Raw genomic sequence first — 19,942 nt, 5'->3', positions numbered from 1 at the left:
TCACTTCTAAAACTCCCTATAATTAAGCCATTTTCTCCTATAATTTGAATAAGGAACGCACTCCTTCCTTATTTATAACCTATAGTATTCTAAAGTGTAAAGTATGCTCTGTTTTTTTGTAAAGTTATTATTGTGTATTTGAAACATAGGAGAATTGCCCTTAATTCGCCAATATCTAGATTTTAGTATTTCAGTGGTTCTCTCTTAGGGTTTGAACACTTCATCCGATCAGAATGAAAGTAGATGTGAGATGATATAATTACATCTCTGTTTGTTAGTAATTCTTTGTTGATAAGCTTGTTGTGTGTGTGGTCAATTCGTGCTAATAGGAAAAGTTTACTTTTCTATATAATAATGTACATACGTACATATATTAATGTCATTATTATATTATTAATGAACATAAATCTAATAAGAAGTTTGATAATCAAAAATTATGGAGGGAAAAACGAGTGACGAGAATAAACGTTCCTTTTTTCTCGTCAGCAAAGTTACCACATTCTTTTAAACCTCCAATCTTTTTCAAAATAATTTTTTCTTCCCTATATGCTTTCTTATCAACCGAATAGCAAAGTTAGTACGAAATTGTCTTTTATGGTAACAAACCCTCAAAAAATGACGAGAAAAAAGGAACGTTTATTCTCGTCATTCTATTTAGAAGAGACAATTTATAAGAAGAACATATATTTCATTAACACTATTATTAATACTAAATTTTAGAATTATGAACAAAAAGTTTTCTACGCTTATGGCGGCGAGCTTAGTGCTTGCCGGTTCGCTGTGGAGTGGTGATGCTTGGGCAGAGAAGTACGTAATTAAAAGTATTTCTGATCTTAATGACATCACTACAACTGTTACAGATTGGAAAGGGGATGCCCAAAATGGCCAAGAAACTAATACTGATGTATGGCAATTTAAAACAGGAGAGGATGGCATTGTAAAAGGTGATGAGATTGTATTTGCCGAAGAAATAACATTTCCTACTTATGGCATAAAGTGGTCTGGTAGTGGTTATCTACGAAATTGTGCAAACTTCTTAAATGTAAATGTAGAAGGTATAACAATTACAGCTGAGGGTGATGGTGCTATTGTCGGTCAGTTACAAATTAGTGCGGATAATGTTACAGTAAAGAATCTTCCTATCACTGTAAATACATGTAATAATCAGCCAACTGCAAATAAAACGGGTATTGTACTTGATGCAAGTGTTGAAAAAGCTACTATTTCTAATAATACTATAACAGAAGCCACTAATCTTTTAGAGGGGTTCATGACTTATGGCATTGTTGTTAAAGGAAATGATGTTGCAGGTTTGAAGATCAAAGATAACAATCTTGCAATTCAAAAGAAAGTGACAACTGGCGATAACGCTACTTATCTGTCAACTGCTCTTACTTTTACAGGATTGACAGGTAAGACTAATGCTGCTGCTGATATCGCTTCTCAAAATACTTTTGAAGGAAGTGTATTCGAATATGCAGATGTTCGTCAATCAAAAGGAGAATCTTATTATTATAGTGCTCAGGTAAGTTTACCAGAAGATGCTACAGATGCAGAAATTGAAGTATTCCAGCAGGCTGTTATTGATATGGCAGCTAACTATAATACTAAGAGCACTCAGGCTCTGTCTGTAAATAATGCTGATGCTAATACAGTTATTGATGCTTTGTCTAACTCTACTGTTTCAAAAACAGAACTTCCTGCAGACTTTGCTCTTGTTGTAGGTAACAAGAATGTTGTAGCTGGTAAGGGTTCTGTTTCTAATGATAATCAGGATATTACTGTAGAGGTAAAAGCAGATGGTAGCGTTGATGCAGATGCAGCTATTACTGCATGGGATGCAGACGATTTGAATGCATTGTTAGGTAATGGCTTTATGCTGAATCTGACAAGACCGGTTGATGCAGAAACTAGCCTTACTATTAACAATGGAAATGTATTGGCTGGCAAATTGCTTTATCTGGAAACAAAAAGTGGTTCTACATATCTAAAAGTTGGTGATAAGTACCTTGCTTTTGCTGATACCCAGTGGGAAAATGTTACTGGTATTGGTGAAAGATTGGCTTTGGTAAGTAAAATTGATGATGCAGAGAAAGTAACAGTATTAGGTAATTCGGACGAAAAATCAATTGTAGCTATCCAAATAGGAGATGATGAGCTTTATTTGACAACAGTAAAAGCTGGAACAGATACTAATCCTCAGATCTATTTGACTACAACGGAAGAACTTCCTACCGTTTTGAATATTGCAATTGCTTCTGATACAAGAGTAAATGCATACGATAAGAAGAACAACCCATTCCGTGATCGTTATGTAACACTTACATTCGTTACAACAGATAAAAATTTGAAAGCTAAGAATGGTAAAGTCTTAGGTTTGGATAACGAAGGTAACTATTCTCCTGAATTGGTTGAAGCTGCTAGATATTTGCAGGCTGTTCCCGAAGCTCAGTGGGTAGTTTCATTGTCAGATGAAGATTCTGAAACACAGTTCACTTTCACAAACCGTGAAGCTGGTTCTAAAGCAACTGCTAAATTTGATGCATTGTATCTGAATGTGTTGGATGCAGCTAATAACAAGTATACTATTTCTTATGATGATAACGAAGCTATGTTCAGCTTTGGAGAACGTGATACATTTATCATCAACCCGGTTGATCCTAAATTGACAGTTGCTGATTTCTATACAAACTACAAAGAAACAGAAATCAAAGATACTCAGTATAAACTGGCTGTTGCTTCAACAGAAGAAACTGACTTCTATGTGACAGAAAATCATGCAGGTAAGCATTTGCTTGGTTTGACAAAAGAAAAAGATTATTCTGTTAACTGGCGTGTAGTTGCAACTGGCGACACTGCAATTGTAATTAGCAACTCTTATGATTATGATAAGAAAGGTTTCAAGGCTGTTGCTGATACTCTGTTCGTTCCGACTTATGCATTCCAGAATGCTGGAAACAAAGAGTATATGACTTATATCGATAAGAATAAAGTAGGTTTGGATGAAGATGCAATGTATTGCGATCCGGATTCTAAAGACTATAGCTCTGAAGCAGGTCTGACTGCAAATAATAGCTTTGTATTGAAGAAAAAAGCAAACGGCTTATTCAATATCATCGGTGTAGCTGGTAAGATATCTAAAGATAATAAATATTATACTTTGGATCTGAGCAAGAAATTGTTCGGTGCAACAACAACTAAGCAAGGTCAGATTCAGGTAGAAGAATCTTGGGAACAGATTAACTCTAATGATTTGTTTAAACTGGTTTCTTTGGATGCTCCTGAATATCACAAAGTAGCTAAAGGCTTCGGTGAAATCGTAAGTATTTATCGTGCAGACAACAACTCTCAGGTATTGTATGAAAAGGCTGACAAGAACTCTGTAGTAGAAGACGAAGTTCAGAGCTTCCTGAATATTGACAACGTTCATCAGTTTGACAAGATCAACCCGGCTATGTTTGTTGATACAGCTTATATCAACCGTGGTACAAAAGAAAACCCGAATACTTGCTGGCAGTATCTGTTGGCTGTAAATGCTGACGTTCACGATCCTGATACTTGTACAGTTCCTGGTCACCCGAGAACAGACCGTATGGTAACAGCTCGCTATTTGGTCAACCTGATCGATACAGCTAATGTATACGGTGCAACTCATTTGCATAACAATCCTTATATCAATGAAGGTGAAGCTGGTGAAAACCTGGCTAAGCTAGCATTCGTAGATGGTATTCATATCAATGACACTCTGTATATCATCCGTAACAACGGTGATTCAGTTAAATTAGAATTGGATACTCCTGACTTCAATGTTGCTAAGTTCGCATTCCGTTATGTAAATCCTGCTAACGAAAGCGATAAGACTTTCAAAATTCAAACTCAGTATAAGAACTATATCGCTTCAGTTGACAAAGATGACGTGAAGGCGAACGAAGAAGCAGCTTCCAACGAAGGTTATCTGAAATGGATCAACGGTACAGTAGTTGTTGTTCCGACTTATGAAAGAGGTGATGTATTCGGTATCAACGAAGAAGAAACACAGGATGCTGTAAACAACGAAGCTATCGACGCTTCTGCTGTCAGTGTTTCAACTATCGACGGTGCTGTAGTTGTTAAGGGTGCTGAAGGCAAGAATGTAGTGATCACTAACGTACTTGGACAGCAGGTTGCTAACACTGTTGCTTCTTCTAACGAAGTTACTATCTCTGCTCCGGCAGGTATTGTAGTAGTGGCTGTTGAAGGCGAAGCTGCTGTAAAGGCAATCGTAAAATAAGCAATTTACAAATTGAAAATAAAATTCTAAATTGTTTACCGTGCGTAGGGGCGGTTCGTGAACCGCCCTTGCAAAGTAACCTGCGATGGGGGAACAGGCGGTAGATATTAATACTAAAGTAATAAAATAAAGTTCATCTGTCAGTATCTCTGCGAAGAGAGGACACAGATACAAAATTGGCTCCGGTGACTATGGTTATCGGAGCTTTTTGTATTATATATGAGTAATTCGTGTAGGATCAGGACTTCCATTGTCGGATCACTCCGGATGGAATAGTGTGTTGTTAAATCACCAAAATATTTTATTGAACAGGCTTATTTTATCGATTATAAAAGATAAAACAATCCTCATTTTATCTTTTATAGAAGACAATCCGGGAATTCACCACTTTTAAAACAAAAGGGACGGCCTCCAACAGACCGTCCCTTTTATATAGAAAGATTACAAAATTGTTATCCTATGTTCTTTACTTTAAGCAAATATTCAGCGATCTGAACAGCATTCAGGGCAGCGCCTTTCTTGATCTGGTCGCTAACGGTCCAGAATGTCAAGCCGTTCGGGTTGCTGATGTCCTTGCGGATACGGCCTACGTAAACCGGTTCTTTGTCGGCTACGAACAAAGGCATCGGATAGTCTTTGTTTGCCGGATCGTCCTGCAGGATTATACCTTCACCCTCTGCAAAAGCCTTGCGGGCTTCTTCTACGCTGATCGGACGTTCTGTTTCGATCCAGGTTGCTTCGCTATGAGCACGCATAACCGGAACACGAACACAGGTTGCGCTCACTTCGATATCGGAGTGCATGATCTTGCGTGTTTCGTTATACATCTTCATTTCTTCTTTCGTATAACCGTTATCAGTGAACACGTCTACGTGAGGGATCACGTTGTATGCCAGCTGATAAGCGAATTTTTCTACTGTAGGTTCTTCGCCCTTCAACAGCTGTTCGTACTGCTTAATCAGTTCGGCCATTGCAGTTGCACCTGCACCGCTGGCTGCCTGATAAGTGGCTACCTGTACACGCTTGATGTGCGATACCTTTTCGATTGCCTTCAATGCAACGACCATCTGGATGGTAGTACAGTTCGGATTGGCAATGATACCGCGAGGACGATTCAGTGCATCTTCCGGGTTCACTTCAGGAACTACCAAAGGTACATCGTTATCCATACGGAATGCGCTGGAGTTGTCGATCATTACAGTGCCATGTTTTGTAATGGTTTCTGCAAATTCGACAGATGTACCGCCACCGGCCGAAACAAAAGCAACATCGATTCCCTTAAAGTCGTCGTTATGCTTAAGCTCCTTAACGGTGTACTGTTTACCACGGAAGTCATAAACACGTCCGGCACTACGCGATGAGCCAAAAAGCACAAGCTCATCCATCGGGAAGTTTCTTTCGTCGAGTACGCGCAGGAATTCTTGTCCTACCGCTCCACTCACACCAACAATTGCTACTTTCATTTTGAGCACTAATTAAATTGTAATATAAAAAAAATGTTATAACTTTACCGCATCCAAAATCAGGGTCGCGCGTATAGTTGTAAACTATTAGTGCGCAAAGATAGATAATTTTATAACAAAACTATATAGCTATGAAACAATTTATTCTTTTTCTCCTTGTATTACTTCCTGTTTGTGCATTTGCACAGTTCACAGAAACGTTTGATGGGCCTGTCTTATCTACAGAATGGCTTGGTGCTCGTGATTCTTTTCTACTCGTAAATGGTCAATTGCAACTTAATGCTACGAAAGGGTATGGTGGTGTTGCCGCTTTGAAAAGACTAATTACTTATACACCCAATATGCAATGGGAATTTGAAATACAGATGAAAACAGTCCCAAGCGAGAAAAATTATATGCGTATCTATTTATATATGGAAAATGCGGAAACTTACTATTATGTACAGATCGGATGTAAAAAAGAAAAGAATGATAAAGTTGAAAAGAAAATAGGGTTGAGAAGAAATGGTGGAGTTGATATGTTCGACCGAAAAGAAAGTAGTCTTGATAGTAAAACTCACCTTAGTATCAAAGTAACTTTAGAAGATAATAAGTATTGGAAAATGTATTCTCGCAATATTAATGATAAATATTATAAAGAAGAAGGATCTTGTACATATCCAATTGCAAATGCTCCGGTGTCTGGTTATTTCATTATTAATATGATTTATACAGGAAGTCGAAATAAGCACTTCTTAATGGATAATATAAGAATATCAGATGAAATAACTCCTACAATTACAGACTCGGATGAAACACCTGTTGATCCGGATGATCCCGATGTCCCATCTGTGGAAATGCCTTTTCCTGATGTGGAAATAGTAAGTCTGTCAGAATTACAGTTTAATTTCGAATCTCCTGTTGATATATCCAATGCTAATTCATTTATATCAGGGATAGGAAAAGCTGATTACCTAAAATATGGTGATACAAAGGCTGTTGTGAATGCTGGCTTTCCTAAAGATATGACTCCTGGAGAATCTTATATTATTTCATTTACCGGACTTACGGATTTGTCAGGTAAATCATTGAACTTAGCATCTGAAGAATTTAAATTGGAAGATGAAGGTTATGATCCTGTGATTCCTTCCGGTACAATTCTAATCAATGAAATTATGGCTAAACCAGGCGATGGTCCATTTTTTGAATATATAGAGTTGTATAATACATCTCGGTCGTCAGTTGCTCTTAAAGGTCTGGAACTTTGGTGTGGAACAAGATGTTTTGTTTTGCCGGATATTGATTTGCAAACGAATAAATATGCACTATTATGTAAGAGTGGATCAGAAATTGATTTTGATTTAGATGGAATTGTTATACCTGTTAGTATGTATTATCCATTAAGAGATGAAGGACAAAGCTTGATGCTGAAAGATCCCTCCGGAACTATTATTGACCAATACGAATACCCCAAGGCTACCCCTGCCAAATCGTGGGAGCGTTCCGCCTCCGGTGACTGGCATCTGTCTTCCGATCCTCGTGGCGGGACACCTGGTTCCGTTAATTCGTCCGGTAAAGAAGAAGAACCGACCGAGCCGGAAAAACCTGTGGAACCGGATGATCCCGACAAGCCCGATCATTCAGAAGATCCTGACGATCCGGATAAACCGGATGATTCTGAAGATGATCCTTCCGTTATAGTTGAACCGTCTGAATTTATTATTAACGAACTTCTGCCGAATCCTTTTGCCGGTGGCAGTGAATATATAGAATTGTATAACCGCTCTGATCGCTCTTTGCCGCTATCCGGCTTATCAGTAGCTGTCCGTAAAGCCGACGGCACATTGAATACCCGTTACCCTTTATCGTCTGTTACTTCAATGATTGAACCGGATGGTTATGTGCTGTTGACTAAAAACAAATCGGGGGTCACTGATTTCTATACGATCCTGTCTTCCTTGTCTTTATTTGAAATCCCCAAACTTCCTATATTGGCAAATACATCTTCTACACTTGTATTATTCCGTACAAAGGATGAAACAGTGATCGATGAAGTCTCCTATTCCTCCAAATGGCATGCTTCCTCCATAAAAGACCAGAAAGGCGTAGCCCTTGAACGAATTGATCCCGAAGCTGAAACACAATCGGCAGCAAACTGGACTTCAGCGTCTGCTACAGCCGGTTATGGAACTCCCGGTTATCAAAACTCCCAGTCGAAGATACCCAATCCGGATGAGCCGGATGAGCCGACCGGAGTAGAAGCTCCGGAATGGGTTCCCGGCTCGAACCATTATTCGATAACTTATTATCTGGATCAACCGGGATACAATTGCCGCGCCTTTGTCTTCAATACGGCCGGACAGCGTGTCGCTGAAATTGCCAACCATGAACTATTGGGCCTCTCCGGACAGCTTACCTGGGACGGTTCCTCGTCTGCAGGAAGAAAATTGCCAACAGGTGTTTATATCTTCTATGCTGAGGTTTACCATTCCGGCGGTACTGTAAAACGATATAAACAGGTATTCCTTATCCGGTAAAACGAGGTGGATAAGTTGTTCGTTAATAAATAGTTTTATGTTTGTTGGAGACGTTCGGAACCTTTATCTTTGTAATGTCTCCGATAAACATAGAGCGTTAATCAAAATTATTTTAATGCCTATGAAAGAAGAAGATTTTAAACGTAGAAAAGGATTCCTGGAAAGTCTTTTCATGAACTATTCGGGACAAATGAATGATCATTCTGATCAGGAAAAAGATTTAATAATGAAGAATATAGATGTTATTCTTGATTGGTATAATGCTTTAGTTAAAGAGATGGAGGAGTAATTTATGGATAATAAAGAATATTTAGAATCGCATCCGGAATATAGAAGTTTGTTTCCAACACAGGAAATGTATGAGGATTTCGTACGTTTTATGGATCTTGATGAAGACGGACGACGTATTTATTTTGAAGAGCATAAGGCTAAATTAGACACAATGTCACCGGAAGAACGTAAGCAAGATTGGGATAATTTAGTTAAAGGCACTGAGTTACTGATCGAATTTGCGAAAGAAGAAATACCTCGGTTAGCTTATGAAAAGAAGATGTTGGAAGCTTCCAAGAAGCAAAATAAAGTAACATGGGAGGATATTCGTAAAAAGCTCAATAATATAGCAAGCCTATAATAAGATGAAATTAACCAGTTCCCGTACTGCCACGAGAACTGGTTAATTTTTTATTCATAAACGGCTTTATACCACGCCAGCTGTTTATACCAATCGGCTAACTTTGTCAGAGACGGTTGGGGAACGAAGACAGACAGGCCGGAATAATGCTCGATTTTCTTCGCTCCATACAATGCAGCATAATAGGAATAAGGAGTGGTATATTTACTGACAACAGCTTTCTCCATGCAGGCATTGAAACGCTCGTACTGTTCGTTACTAGCCAGATGTCGGATAAAATCATCGAAATCATAAAGCATATGCGGCTTGCTTGCCGTCAGATATTCCAGGATCTGCATTTCCGACAAAGGTAATGCATAAATATCCTCTTCTGTTTTGTCTTTCAATATCTCGTTGACAACCGAAGCCAGCTCGTCCAGTTCGCTGGATTTGATCAGAGAAACCGTACCATATGGTCCGCCGCTGTTATTGTTGTAGTAGTCATAGAAACTTTTGGCAACCATCTCCAGGTCGGCTTCTTCCTTAAATAAGGCAGGCAGGAAATTCTCATAAGGAAATCCGCGGGCAAGCACTTCCGTTGGCGATCCGAGAAAATAATCCGTTTTGTCTTTCAGCTCATACGCACATTCAATGCCGCTCATATAACAGGCATCGAACAGCATAAAGTCGAAATGAAAACCTTCCAGAGCTTCGTTTATCTCTGTTATTTCCATGTATTTCTTGTTCTCTTCGCCAAAAGAACGCAAGGAACTGTAATTGCCGGGTAACCAGGATGTGCCATGACTGGATAAAATGAAACCGTAACTTTCAGCAGGAAACAAGTCGGTCACCTCCTGAATCACATTATGCATAGTCTCCGGTGAGATAGCACTTTGATTTTCATAAAAACGAATCGTGTCCGTGACTATTGTTCCGTTCTTGTCTTCTTTTATCTGGAACAGGTAAGATTTGCTTTTATTTTCCGAATAATAGACAACCAAATTTCCTCCGTTCAGTTCTTTGTTGGAGGCTACGGTCATCATTTTGGTGATATTGGCGCGAAGATAGCCTCCCAGATTACTGGCAACCATATAGGCGAGTACCGTACGTTTTGGTGTTTCTGTCGGATGATCGATCTCCTCTTTTTCGCAACTAGCCAGCAAGAAAGCACAGAGAATACTATAAATGATAAATTTGATTTTCATGTCTTGTTTATTTCATTGCAAAGTTACGTATAATTTGTTTGCATCTAATGATTTATATTTCTTTATTTCTATCTTTGTGTGCTAATTGATTTTAAAGCATGTAGAGAAAAAGAAACGAATATGAAAAAGATACTGTTCATCGCATTGCTTTTGTGTTGTTTCGGTGGGGGAATGAAGGCTCAGACCGTGGCTGTCAAGTCTAATATCCTGTATGATGCAACTGCAACAGTGAATCTGGGTGCCGAAGTGGCTTTCAGCCGACATTGGTCATTGGATATCTCCGGAAATTATAACGGGTGGGATATCGCGAGTGACAAGTCATGGCAACATTGGATGGTGCAGCCCGAGGCCCGTTATTGGTTACACGAAAAGTTTAACGGGCATTACTTCGGTGTTCATGGTATTTATATCGATTACGATATTTCAAATTCAAACTTCATGTCGGTGATGAAAAAGAAATTTGCCTACGACGGCAACGGCTATGGCGGTGGTATTTCTTATGGGTATCAGTTGTACCTTTCTCCGCATTGGAACATTGAATTTTCTGCGGGAGTCGGTTTTGTACATTTCGAATACGACAAATCGGCGTATCCTTCCAATGGCGAGACTGCCTATAAATACCGTAATGACTACTTCGGACCGACCAAACTCGGTGTTAGTATTGTATATATAATTAAATAAATGAACGATGAAAACTCCGGTCTATATATTTCTTTTTCTGTTGATCATGCAGCTGTGTCCTGTCCGGTTGCTGTCGCAGACGCAAGCGCAGGCTACTGTTTACAATGGTTTCGTCAATATCAAGCAGAACAAGGCTGAAGTAGAGAACGGCCAGTTGAAACTGGATATGGATCTTTTGCTGAGCGGATTGTCGGTAGGGCGTTATCAGACGTTGGTGTTGACTCCGGTATTGCGTAACGGCAATCATTCGTTCCGTTTTGTACCTGTCCGTATTAATGGGGCGAACAAGCAAAAGATGTATGAGCGTACCATCGCTTTTGAGGGAAAACGGGTGGCTGACGGAGAGGCTTATGTGGTTCTGAAAAGTAATCCGTCCTTATTGCAGGAGGTCAACTATAAGAAAGTGATTTCTTTCCAGCCATGGATGGAAGACGCTGAACTGATTCTTATCGGTGAGTTGAATAATTATGATGATATTCCGGTTCAGACGTATACGAATGTCCTGACCGATCATTTTTATATTCAGATGGCTGAATAATACATAGTAAAACTGCATTTAACCGTTCATCGTTCACCTTTTCGCAATCATCCTTTGATAATTAAACGGTGATGGGTGAATGGTCGGGGTGAACGGTTTCGTAAAAAGGTGAACGGTTGGCATAAACCATTCACCTTGTCTCGTCCTGATTTTGGTTGACTGTGTATTAAAAAAATCCTGTTATGGGTTGTCTATGAATGTAAAAAAGTAGACGAACCTCTGTCTTTTTAGGGCTTCTTATGTTTAGCCTGTATGTAATTGATCACTACATGGAAAGTCCGGACTGACTAAGCCGAAGGTCATAATCTTTTTGCTTAACGACCACCGTCGTTAAGCTTGATGAGCGACGTCGCAAACCTTAACGGCCTTGGTCGCAAAGCTTGACGATGGTGGTGTGCGGAACTGTAAGTCGTGACTACTGAGTTAGTTGGTAGTAGGTTTGATGGTAAAAGATACTGTGTGCCAAGATAGTTTTGGATTGTCCGTGTGTAAAGATAGTTTTGAGTTGCCGGATAACTGTTTTATAAGAAGGTGAACGGTTTAGAGGTGACCGTTCACCTTTTTATCAAACCGTTCACCCTAACTGTTCACCTATGAGAAGGTAATAATCAAAGGATGGATGTAAAAGGTGAATGGTTGAAAGGTATATTCTCAAATTCGCTAGTGTATGATGGTTGTAGCAACTAAGAGCCCCGTCGGGGCGAGCCAAATTAGCCCAGTGCTTTAGCTCTGGGTATCAATGTTTTACCCGTTCTATCTCCTAAGCCCTGTAAGGGCGTTACAAGAAGTTCGTATTCCTTGTTTCGTCCTTGCAGGACTTAAAAAACGAGAGAATAACCTGTTGATACCCAGAGTTAAAACTCTGGGCTAATTTGGGGTCAGGCTTACAGCCTTCAAGACAACGACGCTAATTGGCTCATTTTTCGTGTAATAATAAAATCTCCTAACCGGATATGACGGTGTAGCTATTGATGGTGATTTCTGAATGGAAAAGAATTATCGTTTAGAAATAAACCGTTTCGTTGCTTGTGCCGCCATCCTGCCAGGGAGTGATACTACCTGAAATGCTGATATTTTGTGCCTGTATGGTGAAAGAGTAGGTTTGTTTTTTTCCTCCTTCAAACGCCTTTTTAGATTCGATGCGGTAATCCTTGCCACTCATTCGAACGATGAAAACAGGATTCTCTATCGGGTAAAGAAGGTAGTTTGTGACGATTGTTATTTCGTTCGGTGTCATTGTTTCGCTCAGATTGTCAATAAGCGTGTAAGGCGTTGTTGAGGTGGCTGCGCTTAGCTTACCGGTTTGTACGTTTAACTGTATGGTGGAGGGATAATTCTCCATTGAAATACTTTGCAGAATCATATCTTCTTTAATATCATCCGCTTTCTTGAATTTAAGAGTGATGGCGGATAGGATATGGTTGAAAGATAGATTGACTGGGGTATCTCCTTGTGTTTTACTAAGATTCAGTACGGGGGTTGCCCACATGATGTCGTCTTGTTTTTTTAGGTCGAATGGGATACTCAAAGGAGCGGTAGTTGCTGCTTCGGTATATGGGTAGTAGGCGTAAATGTTGAGTAAGGTGTCGGGGTTGACTGGGTAGTGAGCATGATTGGATGAAGAAAGAGTATTGCTATCAATATCTCTTGTATATGGTGTATTATTTAAATCTTTTCGAATAGATATTGCTTCTGTGTTATTTTCTTTGTGCCCCCATGCAAAAATTCCAACAGATGAGTTTGAAGGAAAGTATTCTTCATTAATTATACTTTTACTTTGAATAATGTTATTAATTTTTCCGCTGAATATTATGATGGAGGTATCTGATATTTGGATTGTATCCACTTTGTCGTTGTTGCAGCTTAAGCATAACGTTATGAAAATTGATATATATAAGATCTTACTAGTCATAAGGGCGATGAGTATTATAATGGATCTATAAAGTTGAGAAAACTGTTCTCGTATTCTATACGAGAACAGTTTTTTTATTAATATGGAAAATGATTAAACTTCTCCTACTCCAGGAGTACCTCCATCCCCCCATTGAGTAATAGAAGACTCCATTATGACATTGGTTGGCTTAACTGTTATTGTTATAGTGGTGATTTTTCCTGCTACTAATGCAGGAGCAGTAGTTAAGGTTACAGGTAGTTCTTGGTTATTAATAGTAACTTTTAAATCAGAAATTATTGAACTTGGTAAAACTAATGGATTATAATTATCGCAATTAATTCCTGCGACTGTAATATCCGTTGAAGAGATCGTCTTACTAAGAGCTACAGAAGAACCTGTTTCTGTTAATTCTCCAGTAATTATGTTGAGAGAACCTTCACTTTTATCAACATTCAAAGAAATTTTGGTTAGAGCTGATGTTGGTATGTTAGTATTTTCCAATTTGATTAAGAATTTAACTTGAGATAGTTTGTGTGAAAAGGGTAATGATACGTTGTTAACACTAACACCAGAAAATTGAAAACCGTTACTTGCAGGTTGTGCCCATAATAAATCTTGGTCAATACCGCTATCTTTTTGACATACAACTTTTACTGAAGGAGCAACACTGTTTGTTGCTTCGGTTAGTTGATAGCCCGTTGGATCTGCAGTAGTTGAGGCTACTGGGTAGTATGCATAAAAAAAATGTGTAGCATCACGTTCCCAATATGCATCGGTTGCAGTAAAGGTACTTCCTGAGTATGTAAATTCTTTATTGTTTATAAAGTTAGTCGTTAAATAATCGCTGCTAGGCTCTGCGGTTTTATATCCATAGATGCCGATTTTTTGACCATCTTGAAATTGATCATCACTAACAATCGCTTTTGTTTGAACTCCTAATATAGAACTACTAAACTCTATTGGAGTTTTACCCTTTGTCTGTACTTCGTCTACCGGATCACTCTCGCTTGTACAAGCGGTCATTGCTGCAAATGTTGCAGCAATGGTTAACATATTAAATACTAATGCTTTCATAATTATAAAAATTAAATTGTTTGAACTTTATTATTGCTTATTATTTAAATTACTCGATTTACTCGATGGTCATGTTGTCGCCGGCAGATACTTCCCAGTTTTTGATTGTTACGGAGAAAGTGACATTCTTTTCTACAGCTACCGACACGTCTACATTTACATGGTCGCCTTCCGCCTCGCCTATTGAGTTTCCCAGGTCGAGAGAGGAAGAGATGGTACTTCCGTCATTGAGGGTGAAATCCAGCTTTACCTCGTTGGTGGGGAGGACGGGCGGCTTTTCTCCTGTTTTGGGGGCAGTTCCCAGTATCAATAGATTGGTTTTGACTCCTTCCGCTGAAGTCGTCGTTTCAAAGTTTACTGTTGTTGTTTTATCCGGTACGATCTCTTGTTTGCTCAGGTTGAAGGCGGCAGGTATCCCTGACAGTTCCCCTTTGCACTCTTTTATGTGCTCCATGCCGTCGACTTTGATGTCGATCGTTACTTCGCGGATCAATGAAGCCATCTTGAACTCACGTTCGTTGTTTGTTCCTTCGTTGGCTTCCACTTCCAGTTCATTGATGGCTATTCCATATAAAGGAGTGCGTACTGAAGCTCGGGTTCCCGTTGCTTTCGTCTCCGGGATGAATGCTTCTGCCGTTTCGTAGGTGTTCATGTTGCGGAATTCGATATTGTCGGCATCGCAATTGAAAACCAGCAAGCGGTATTTATCCGGTGGCAGTGTGAACTTCAGACCGTCGGCATCGCCTTCGATCTGGGTCATCGCACCCTTTTCCATGGGATAAAAGCAGTAACGTACTTTCTTCGGGCTTTCATAACCACTCAAGGCCTGTTCCCATTTCAGCGAATAGGAGATAAAACCGTAGGAGGACTGTTCCGGCTCTTCCTTCGTACTGCATTTAATGAAGCATGTAATGATCATTAATATGCAAGCGGCAATTCCGCACGAGCAACCTATCTCTCCTCTTATTATCATCATCAGATATTCTTTGAAATTCAATTACTTTTTCTTTATGACGCAAATGTATCGGGAAAAAGCATGCTGAAAATTGCTTTTTCTATTCAATAAGTTGTAAAAAATGTGAGAGTTGTTGATTTTTACTGCTTATTCCTCTTTTTTCGTCCGCAAGGCACGGGGAGACATGCCGAAATTGGCACGGCAGAAATGGGAAAAGTTGGAAAGGGATTCGAAACCATATTTGTAGCTGATCTCGGATATGGACATTTCGGTTGTGGTCAGGTCAGTCTGGATGTCTTCGCATTTCTTTTTCAGCATCCACTGGTAAACAGGTTCGCCGAAAGTCTCTTTGAACAGGCGGCGGAAAGTCGGCGTACTGTAACCTCCCAGCTGTGCAAATGCTTCCACGTCTTTCGCTTTCATATAGTTCTGCATAACGAAATAACGGAAACTCTTGCTGTACCGGTAGATCGGGGAGTAGAAAGCGGCAAGTTCTTTTAATGTATAGTAGCAGTTGAGCAGGTATACCAGCTCTGTCCGTTTGGCATTCAGAAAACCGGCACACAACAAGTCATCGTTCAGATACATTCGTATGCCTTCTACGAAGTATCGCAGGGGCGGACACATATTCATCACGATCGATTCAATACGTGAAGTTTCTGCAATACTTGCTCCTTTACTAAAACGTTCATTGCAGACATTGATCGGTCGCTCGAACAGATAGAGAACACATTCGGTGGCTTCAAGTATTTTGAATTCAACTTTTGAACCGATCGGTTGCAGAATAAATTGTCCTTCATGGAAAGTGGTGTCGGGATGTTCTTCGCTGTTGACCCATACGCTACCTTTCAGCAGAAAATACAATGTATTCTGCAGGCAGCGTTCCCGGGGAATGATGATCCCTTTGGGGTAAGAACGATATTTAAAGATGTGTTTCCTATATTCCGGACAGGAGCCACAATCTGTGAATTTGCTATATCTCAGGTCGGAAGAGAACATAGACACCCTTTATAATTTTACCTTTATACTCTTACCGTCGCTTTCATTATGGAAACGGTCTACGGCGGTCACAATATAGCGATATTTTTTCTTTCCGTTGTCATAAGGCATTAAAAATCTTGTGTTCCGGGTGATTTTTGCTATTTTGGCAGGGTTGCTGAGGTCGATCGGTTCTTTGTCCTCGAACCGGTAAACGACGAAGTAAGAGGCAAGCTCCGGATTTGTCGGACTTTGCTCTGCCTGCCAGTGCAACATGTAACCGTCGGGGGTCCATTCCTTTTTCAGTTTCTTCACCTCCTGCGGTGCCCGGTTATGCATATGGGTATAAGCCGGGATCAGTGCCGGATAACGGTGATAGTTTCTTTTCAGGCTATCCGCCACGCCTTTGTTGTTCCACAGCAGTTCGTTGGCAGGCCAGAAGCAGTTGCCTTTCACTTTCGACAAGGAGCGTTCGTAAAGCATTTTACGTGTCAGCTGGTCCGCCTTCATCGTGCGTGCCACGTCCTGTCCGATATACAGGTGAGGACCTTCGAGGGTCGCGTTCTTGTTCCACCACTGGATCAGGGTGATATAGTCGGCTGCCGTATGACCTATCTCCCAGTATATCTGTGGCATGTTATAGTCGATCCATCCTTCTCTAACCCAGCGCAGGATATCTGCATACAGGTCGTCGTAGTTCTGCAGGCCGTTGGTGTTGCTGCCGGAATTGTCGGGCGTGCTTTTCTTGTTGCGGTAGATACCGAACGGGCTGATACCGAAACGTACCCAGGGTTTGGTCAGCAGTATCGTCCGTTTCAGTTCGCGGATCAGGGTGTTCACATTCTCCCGTCGCCAGTCGCCTCGCTGTGCTTCGGTATATCCTTTGTTCAGGCCGTATTTCCGGAAACTGTTATCATCGGGGAAAGGCATTCCCGGAGCAGGATACGGATAGAAATAGTCGTCCATATGGATGGCATCCACGTCGTAACGGCTGACGATGTCGCGTACCACCTTGCAGATGAATTCGCGGTTCTGAGGCAGTCCCGGGTCGAACAGGATCTGTTTGTTGTAAGTGACGAACCATTCCGGGTGCTGGTGGTAGATATGCGAATCGGCAAACCTAGTGTTGCCTGCCGTACTGGCACGGTAAGGGTTCAGCCAGGCATGGAACTCCATATTCCGTTTGTGGCATTCCTTGACCAGAAATTCCATCACGTCGAAATCGCCGGCAGGAGCGAGACCCTGCTGGCCGGTATAGAAGCGGCTCCAGGGTTCGATGTCCGATTTATAGAACGCATCCGCTTCGGGACGGACCTGGAAGATGATGGCGTTGATACCGCAGGATTGCAGGTAATTCAACTTGCGTACAAAATCTTTCCGCATCTGTGCCGGAGTCATGTCTTTATATTCTCCTTGAAAGGCTGTCTGGATCCAGGCTCCCCTGAATTCCCGTTTGTCTTTTCCTTCTGTTTCGCGGACGGGTAACTGGCGTGTAGTCGAACAGGAGGTAACTACAAAAAGGATCACTGCCAGAAGCAGCCGGATATACTGATTGTTCATGAATCTTGTCTGGTTTGAGATTATAGTAACATTTTATTCGATGGCAAAAGTACATAAAAAAGAGACTTGTTACGTAGGGGGTGGATAACAATTTGTCTGTTTGATGGAAGAGAATAGTTACTATTTGACCAAACATGCCTGTCTGAACAAAAGACAACCTAATCATTTGACCAAACAAGTACGTTTGGTCAAATGATAGGTCTATAATTGTTTCCTGACAACCGGTCAGTTTATTGTTGGAACATTTTTTTCAATTCATTCTTCATGAGTTCATGGTCACGGAAGCCATTGCGCAGTTTGAACTGTCCCGATTTGTCCACTAAGACGTAAGAGGGGATTCCGTCAATCTTCAGCAGGTCGCAGACATACGCCCATTGCTTGTCGTTGAGGCGGTAATGTTTGCCTTGTATCTCCGGTATCATCGTTTTATATTTCACCAGGGGTGAGGTTTCATTGGCGATGTACAGCCAAACGATCTGGTCGCTCTTCAGCTCACCGCTCTTGAGCGGTTCGTTGGCTTTGATGCTTGCCCGGCATGGACCGCACCAAGTGTTCCAGAAGTCCACCATAATGATTTTCCCCTTGTACGGGGCAAAGATGGCTTCCAGCAGCTTTTCGTTCGGTACGTCGGGGGTCGGCTCGATGACGGCTTTGCTGGTAAGTTCGGCCAGTTTCGCCTTGGTAATTTCCTGTTTCTTTTCAAATACGTACAGGAAGAACGGATTGTCTAAGGCTTTGAGCTTGTTGAAGTCTTCTTCGGTCAATGCTGCATTCTCTGCTTTCGAGGGGAAACCCATTGTTTGTGATATATTGTAAGAAAAACCTTTCTTATCCTGGATAAGCGGACTGTACAATGCATATACGTACTCCGATGAATGTGTTCCCATCAGTAGTTTCGGGTCGTTGATGTCGAACAGACTACAAACAGATGCTATATGTTCGGTACGGATCGGGTCGATACCCTCCACTTTGTCGGTACGGTCCCATTTGTTATAGGTATGACGGTAATTATGTTCTCTGAAATAATTCCCTTGCACAATTCCTCCCAGTGCTTCTTGTTTCAAGTTCAGTAGGTTAAATTCTTTCACAAGGGGAGCGCTCGTGCTGTTGGCTATGCTATCTGAATATGCTTTATACTTATCAATAACAAGTTGTGCATATTGGTCTGCCGACATCTTATAATCGGCAAACTCTCCTGAGTACAGATTCATTGAATAATGGAATGAATCTGCCGCCCGTTGAGCCATTACATTGTTCAGGTTGGCATATTTCCCGGAAGTGTATAATTCTTGGAAGATACCCGGTTGAGGGCCTTTTCCTTTCATCTCTCTACGTTTCAAAAGGAACCAACCGGAAGAGCGTAGGTCGAGGTACACTTCCGTTTTTTCGTTCGGAGCAAGCCAAAGATTTCCGCTGGCTTGTCCGAATGAGAACAGGGCTTGTGCCGGGCCATACTGCATGAACCGGATGGTGGCTATCCCGTTTGTTTTATCAACCTTGGCAGAGTAAGGTTCCTGGTTACCAAACATTTCGTTGAGGTATAGGTTTACTTCATTACCTAACTCCTCCCGATAGCCCAGCAGGTGTATGTTGACGGTCGTTTCACCTATTTCGAAAACAGGGTCGGGTATAGGGGCGTTCGAGTCTACTTTCGTCAGTTCGGCAGGTACGCTTTTAGGTTTGTCGTAGGCAAGTGTAGTGGCTTTGTTGGTGTCCAAGCTGATGCCATATAACCTGAAACAGTCGGGGCAGTCGTCCGCTTCGATATAGTCGAATGTCTTTGTTCGTTTCGGCAGCGGTTCGAAAATCAACCGGAATGAAGCCTCTCCGGAATCAGGCATCCAGAACTTGGTATCCATATCGATGCCTTCTGTTTTTTTGAGAGCGTATCGCTTGCCGTCAGCCTGCAGATACCCCTGGGAGCTGATTTGGATCCAATAATGCGGTTGGAAATAGGCATCGGTATGTAGTACGGTCGCTGTGTCCGACAGTTCAACCTTGGCAATATCCAATGTCATAGTATTTGCCATTTCGATAAAAGGATACTCGACAGTCTTGTCGGGTTGAGCACAGGCCGTTACCATCAATGTCAGGAGGACGGCCATAAAGAGCTGTTTAAACTTCATTTTATTCTGCCTGTTAAATGGATAAAAAGGGAGATTTGAACGTTTCCAATCGCTTAGTCATGTGCTGATCTC

General features: G+C 41.1%; 14 protein-coding genes. 6 read left to right on the top strand and 8 right to left on the bottom strand.

Annotated features, from left to right (window positions below; genetic code table 11):
• Positions 1 to 724 precede the first annotated feature (724 nt).
• Positions 725 to 4,270, top strand: a complete 3,546-nt coding sequence (locus tag DXD68_RS08890) for a DUF6383 domain-containing protein (protein WP_147382987.1) — start codon at positions 725 to 727, stop codon at positions 4,268 to 4,270.
• A 452-nt stretch (positions 4,271 to 4,722) separates the two neighbouring features.
• Here DXD68_RS08890 and DXD68_RS08885 read toward each other — a convergent pair whose 3' ends face one another.
• Positions 4,723 to 5,733, bottom strand: a complete 1,011-nt coding sequence (locus DXD68_RS08885; protein WP_122361296.1) for an aspartate-semialdehyde dehydrogenase — start codon at positions 5,731 to 5,733, stop codon at positions 4,723 to 4,725.
• A 131-nt stretch (positions 5,734 to 5,864) separates the two neighbouring features.
• On the opposite strand from DXD68_RS08885, the gene DXD68_RS08880 reads away from it, so the two are divergent.
• The 3 genes from DXD68_RS08880 (at position 5,865) to DXD68_RS08870 (ending at position 8,880) form a co-directional block, all read left to right on the top strand.
• A complete protein-coding gene (locus DXD68_RS08880; protein ID WP_122361295.1) occupies positions 5,865 to 8,249 on the top strand; it encodes a lamin tail domain-containing protein in 2,385 nt (794 codons plus the stop codon).
• Positions 8,250 to 8,370: 121 nt separating this feature from the next.
• The gene (locus tag DXD68_RS24080) at positions 8,371 to 8,538 is read left to right on the top strand and encodes a hypothetical protein (protein WP_158585867.1); all 168 of its coding nucleotides are present in this window, start codon (positions 8,371 to 8,373) and stop codon (positions 8,536 to 8,538) included.
• 3 nt (positions 8,539 to 8,541) lie between these two features.
• Positions 8,542 to 8,880 carry a hypothetical protein gene (locus DXD68_RS08870; RefSeq protein WP_122361293.1) on the top strand — a complete coding sequence of 113 codons (339 nt, stop codon included), beginning with the start codon at positions 8,542 to 8,544 and terminating at the stop codon, positions 8,878 to 8,880.
• 50 nt (positions 8,881 to 8,930) lie between these two features.
• Here DXD68_RS08870 and DXD68_RS08865 read toward each other — a convergent pair whose 3' ends face one another.
• Positions 8,931 to 10,064 (bottom strand): clostripain-related cysteine peptidase, encoded by a 1,134-nt coding sequence (locus DXD68_RS08865; RefSeq protein WP_122361292.1) that lies wholly within the window; start codon positions 10,062 to 10,064, stop codon positions 8,931 to 8,933.
• Positions 10,065 to 10,184: 120 nt separating this feature from the next.
• Here DXD68_RS08865 and DXD68_RS08860 point away from each other — a divergent pair, with 120 nt between their 5' ends.
• Together DXD68_RS08860 and DXD68_RS08855 are read left to right on the top strand one after the other, a co-directional pair.
• A complete protein-coding gene (locus tag DXD68_RS08860; RefSeq protein ID WP_122361291.1) occupies positions 10,185 to 10,745 on the top strand; it encodes a DUF3575 domain-containing protein in 561 nt (186 codons plus the stop codon).
• 7 nt (positions 10,746 to 10,752) lie between these two features.
• Positions 10,753 to 11,283, top strand: coding sequence for a DUF3868 domain-containing protein (locus DXD68_RS08855; protein ID WP_122361290.1), 531 nt, complete (start codon positions 10,753 to 10,755; stop codon positions 11,281 to 11,283).
• Between the two features lie 1,003 nt (positions 11,284 to 12,286).
• On the opposite strand, the gene DXD68_RS08850 is transcribed toward DXD68_RS08855, so the two are convergent.
• The 6 genes from DXD68_RS08850 to DXD68_RS08825 all read right to left on the bottom strand — a co-directional run bounded on the left by DXD68_RS08850 (position 12,287) and on the right by DXD68_RS08825 (position 19,870).
• Positions 12,287 to 13,195 (bottom strand): fimbrillin family protein, encoded by a 909-nt coding sequence (locus DXD68_RS08850; protein ID WP_122361289.1) that lies wholly within the window; start codon positions 13,193 to 13,195, stop codon positions 12,287 to 12,289.
• Between the two features lie 93 nt (positions 13,196 to 13,288).
• Entirely contained in the window at positions 13,289 to 14,251 is a 963-nt protein-coding gene (locus DXD68_RS08845; protein WP_122361288.1) for a fimbrillin family protein, read from the bottom strand.
• A gap of 58 nt (positions 14,252 to 14,309) precedes the next feature.
• Positions 14,310 to 15,227: a DUF5119 domain-containing protein gene (locus tag DXD68_RS08840; RefSeq protein WP_233577053.1), complete on the bottom strand. Its 918-nt coding sequence runs from the start codon at positions 15,225 to 15,227 to the stop codon at positions 14,310 to 14,312.
• A 126-nt stretch (positions 15,228 to 15,353) separates the two neighbouring features.
• On the bottom strand, positions 15,354 to 16,205 hold the full coding sequence (locus DXD68_RS08835; protein WP_122361287.1) for an AraC family transcriptional regulator: 852 nt from the start codon (positions 16,203 to 16,205) through the stop codon (positions 15,354 to 15,356).
• Positions 16,206 to 16,214: 9 nt separating this feature from the next.
• On the bottom strand, positions 16,215 to 17,744 hold the full coding sequence (locus tag DXD68_RS08830; RefSeq protein ID WP_122361286.1) for a glycoside hydrolase family 10 protein: 1,530 nt from the start codon (positions 17,742 to 17,744) through the stop codon (positions 16,215 to 16,217).
• A 230-nt stretch (positions 17,745 to 17,974) separates the two neighbouring features.
• A complete protein-coding gene (locus DXD68_RS08825; protein ID WP_122361285.1) occupies positions 17,975 to 19,870 on the bottom strand; it encodes a TlpA family protein disulfide reductase in 1,896 nt (631 codons plus the stop codon).
• Positions 19,871 to 19,942 lie beyond the last annotated feature (72 nt).

The organism is Parabacteroides sp. TM07-1AC, from assembly GCF_003480915.1.
Classification (GTDB): domain Bacteria; phylum Bacteroidota; class Bacteroidia; order Bacteroidales; family Tannerellaceae; genus Parabacteroides; species Parabacteroides chongii.
This window is presented reverse-complemented; position numbering and strand designations above follow the sequence as displayed.